Origin of the sequence: uncultured Gemmiger sp. (assembly GCA_944388105.1) — a bacterium.
Taxonomy (GTDB): domain Bacteria; phylum Bacillota; class Clostridia; order Oscillospirales; family Ruminococcaceae; genus Gemmiger.
Genome location: CALXHN010000153.1, coordinates 1 through 3,377 on the forward strand (window position 1 = coordinate 1; position 3,377 = coordinate 3,377).

Here is a 3,377-nt window from a genome sequence, read left to right on the forward strand (position 1 = left end):
CTGCATGTGCTGACGGCGGGATACTTTTACAGCGACGGCAGCCGCCACGAGGCCATCGACCTGCGCACCAACCAGGGCGGGAGCGTGGTAAAGCCGGTGTATGCGGCGGAGGACGGCACGGTGCAGGAGACCCAGACCTGGGACGGGCACACCCGGACCGGCATGCAAAGCTACGGCACCATGGTGCGCATCCGGCACCGGGATTATGAAGGCGTCACCCTGCAGACCCGCTATGCCCATCTGTCCTCCTTCTGCGTGGAAAAAGGCCAGACGGTGCGGGAAGGCCAGCTGATCGGGTATACCGGGGAGACCGGCAACGTATCCGGGGCGCATCTGCATTTTGAGGTGATCCTGGGCGGCACCCGGCGCAACCCGCTGGTCTGGCTGGACGGGGATTTCACCACCGCCGGCAGCCAGGTGTATACCTACCAGCCCGGGGAAAGCGCAGTGCAGCGTCCGGCAAAGACCACGGCGCAGCAGCCGGCGGGACGGCTGCAGACCATCACCATCGGACCGGTGACCCAGGGGGATGCGGATGCCATCCTGGCGGTGTGTCAGGCCCGACAGCTGGACCGGCTGGGCCTGTACCGGTCCGTCTGGGCGGACGGAGATGCGGGGTGATGGAAATGGAGATGATTTCCGGCCTGCTCACGGCGCTGCTGCCGCTGCTGACGGCCTTCGGCGGCTGGGCTGCCGCCCGCCTGACCCAGGGCCGCAAGGAGGAAAAGGCCATACGGGACGGGGTGAAGGGGCTGCTGCGGGCCAAGGTCATCGACCTGGGCCTGCACTACATCCAGGAGCGGGCGGTGCCGCCCTATGGGGTGGAGACGCTGCGCAGCTGCTATGACCCCTACATGGCATTGGGGGACGGCGACCCCGCCGTGACCCACATCATGAAAAAATGCGAGAATCTGCCGGTCCATTCCGGCGGGGATTGAGGGGGGAGGCAAGGCATGGAAGAATTCTGGAAAAACCTGGCGGCGCTTGTCAAGGTCAAGACCATTGTGACCCTGGTGGTCATCGGGGTGTTTGCGGTCCTGGCCCTGCAGGGCGCGCTGCAGCCGGACACGGTGATGACCGTGGTCACCATGGTGGTGGCCTTCTATTTCGGTACCCAGAGCCAGCGGCAGGGCAAGGGGTGAAACAAACGGTACAGCGCGGCGCGGCGGGGGCTCTTGTCGAGTTTGCACAAGAAAATTCCCGGGATTTCTAACAGGATAGGTGGCTTCTCCTCTTGACGGTGCAGGCGCCGATTGGGTATCATAGGGCAAAAGAAAGCAAGCGGCCCGTCTGCGGCCGCAGGAATGGGGGAAACTGCGATATGACCAAGCAGGAACTGAAAGAGATTCTGGCGGAACAGTTCAGCTGCGATGAGAGTGAACTGTCCCCCGCCACCACCCTGTCCGAGCTGGGGGCCGATCAGGAGGATCTGATCGAGCTGGCCTGGCAGCTGGGCGAAGCCATCGGTGTGGAGGTGGACGAAGCACGGCTGGCGGAAGTGGAAACGCTGGAGGAACTCTGGAAACTGGCCCGCGAGCTGGAAGAAGAAGAGTAAAAGCGGCGCACCGGATGCGCAGCAAAACAATACGCCGGCTGCCTTTGGGGCAGCCGGCGTTTTTTCTTGTATCCGGGGGAAACGGCAACTCAGGACAGCCGCCTGCGCAGCCGTTTGCGGACCCGTTTGAGCCCTTCTTTTACAGGGTCGGTCAGGGACCAGTACTGATCGGCAATCTGCATGAACTTGGAGTTGACCAGGCGCAGAGCCTTCTCGTCGCCCGCCAGGGACCGCACCGCACCCTGGCTGCCCGACTGGGCGTTGTCCAGCAGCAGGTTCATCATCAGGCGGGATTCCTCCGGCGCCACATAGGCCTGCCCGGTGGGGGTCTCCAGGCTGTCGAACACCGCCCGCCAGGCCCCGGCCAGATCAAAGGCGGCCAGATCTTCGGCGCTGCGCCGTGCCGCTGCACGCATGCGCTGCCGGTATTCCCCGTCCCGCAGCAGGCGGACGGTTTCCTCCGCCAGCCGGGAAACGTCGCACTGGGGAACGGAAATGACCCCGCGCTGGTCCCGCACCGTTTCCAGGTAGCTCAGGTCGTACATCACGATGGGCACGCCATGGCTTTTGCTCTCCACCAGAACCATGGGAAACCCTTCGTACCGGGAGGTGAACAGCAGGGCCGCGGCGGTCCGGTAGTACGGGCCCACCTCGGCCTGGAACCCTTCAAACCGGACAGCATCCTCCAGATGCAGGGTCCGTGCCAGGGTCTGCAGCTCCTCCAGCGGGGCGTCGGTCTCCCCGGTGCCCACCACCGTCAGGGTGGCCTCGGGAATCTGCCGGCGGATCAGGGCAAAGGCCCGCAGCGCATCGGCCGGCTGCTTTTCAGGACTCAGGCGGCCCACCCATAAAAGATTGGGAGCGGTGCAGCGGGAGACCTCCTCCGGCGGGCACAGCTTTCCCACCGGGTTGGGAATGTAGAAAGAGGGACAGAAGTTTCCCCAATAGGTGTTGCAGACCCGGGCCAGGGTCACCACCCGGTCGGCCAGACGATAGGCGTGGGTCAGGGTGAAGCGGTTGGGCATGGCCTCGTAATACAGGAAGGAGAAGATGCTGTGGGAATGCACGATACAGTTGCAGCCCAGCCCTTTCAGAACCAGCAGGTCCCAGGGGAGCAGGGCGCAGACGTGGGCCGCGTAGACCACGGTGTCGATGCCGTACCGTTCCACGGTCTCCTTCCATGCCCGGGCCCGGGAAGGATAACTCCGGCGGGCGGAATTTTCGGTGGCGGGGATCTGTACCCGCTCCAGGTCCGCCGGCAGGGGATAATCTTCCGGAGAGGGGGGCTGCTCGGTCATGAGCACCACCCGGTACCCCATGGAGCGCCACAGAGGCAGCAGGTAAGAGAGGACCCGTTCCACACCGCCATTTGCCATTCTGTAATAAAAAACACCTATTGTACGAACTGGAATTCCTTTCTTCTCCCGCACGGGCGCAGAGGAAGGCACCAGGCGGGCCAGAATGTCATCCAGGCTGTCCCAATACTGGTTGACCAGCTCTTCCACCACCGGCAGGAGACCCCAGGTGTCCACCAGCGTTCGGAAAGCGGTTCTGCTGTCCGCAACGGGCAGACGGGAGAACCACTGGCAGACCAGCGCGGTCAGGGCTTCCCGGCGCATGTCTGCCAGAAGAGGGGCAAGACGGGACAGGGATTGGGTACGGTTGAGAAATTCCTCAATGGCGTCGTAAGCGGCGGCACCGGCCACATGGTTGCCATACTGGTTGAGGGTCATGGTGGTCTGTCCGGTCAGGCCCCGGCCCAGATTGTAGCAGTACAGCGGTTCCGGAATGCCGCGGTAACTGCGGGCAAAATACGAGAGCA

5 protein-coding genes are annotated in these 3,377 nt (G+C 63.8%); 4 read left to right on the forward strand and 1 reads right to left on the reverse strand.

What is annotated here, in order from left to right; all coding sequences use genetic code 11:
* From Q0K17_RS10960 to Q0K17_RS10975, 4 genes are all read left to right on the forward strand, one after another.
* On the forward strand, positions 1-621 hold a 621-nt coding region (locus tag Q0K17_RS10960; protein WP_294542946.1), incomplete at its 5' end, for a M23 family metallopeptidase.
* Positions 621-938 (forward strand): hypothetical protein, encoded by a 318-nt coding sequence (locus Q0K17_RS10965; protein WP_294542947.1) that lies wholly within the window; start codon positions 621-623, stop codon positions 936-938. The genes Q0K17_RS10960 and Q0K17_RS10965, both read left to right, overlap by 1 nt.
* A gap of 15 nt (positions 939-953) precedes the next feature.
* Complete coding sequence (locus tag Q0K17_RS10970; protein WP_294542948.1) at positions 954-1,142, forward strand: hypothetical protein; 189 nt, start codon at positions 954-956, stop codon at positions 1,140-1,142.
* A gap of 179 nt (positions 1,143-1,321) precedes the next feature.
* Positions 1,322-1,555 carry an acyl carrier protein gene (locus Q0K17_RS10975; protein WP_294542949.1) on the forward strand — a complete coding sequence of 78 codons (234 nt, stop codon included), beginning with the start codon at positions 1,322-1,324 and terminating at the stop codon, positions 1,553-1,555.
* Positions 1,556-1,644: 89 nt separating this feature from the next.
* On the opposite strand, the gene Q0K17_RS10980 is transcribed toward Q0K17_RS10975, so the two are convergent.
* The coding region (locus tag Q0K17_RS10980) for a glycosyltransferase (RefSeq protein ID WP_294542950.1) at positions 1,645-3,377 on the reverse strand (1,733 nt) is incomplete at its 5' end.

Excerpts from the sequence above, each read along its gene's own strand:
- Q0K17_RS10965 (WP_294542947.1), top strand. The coding sequence starts at position 621 with ATGGAAATGGAGATGATTTCCGGCCTGCTCACGGCGCTGCTGCCGCTG.
- Q0K17_RS10970 (WP_294542948.1), top strand. The coding sequence starts at position 954 with ATGGAAGAATTCTGGAAAAACCTGGCGGCGCTTGTCAAGGTCAAGACC.
- Q0K17_RS10975 (WP_294542949.1), top strand. The coding sequence starts at position 1,322 with ATGACCAAGCAGGAACTGAAAGAGATTCTGGCGGAACAGTTCAGCTGC.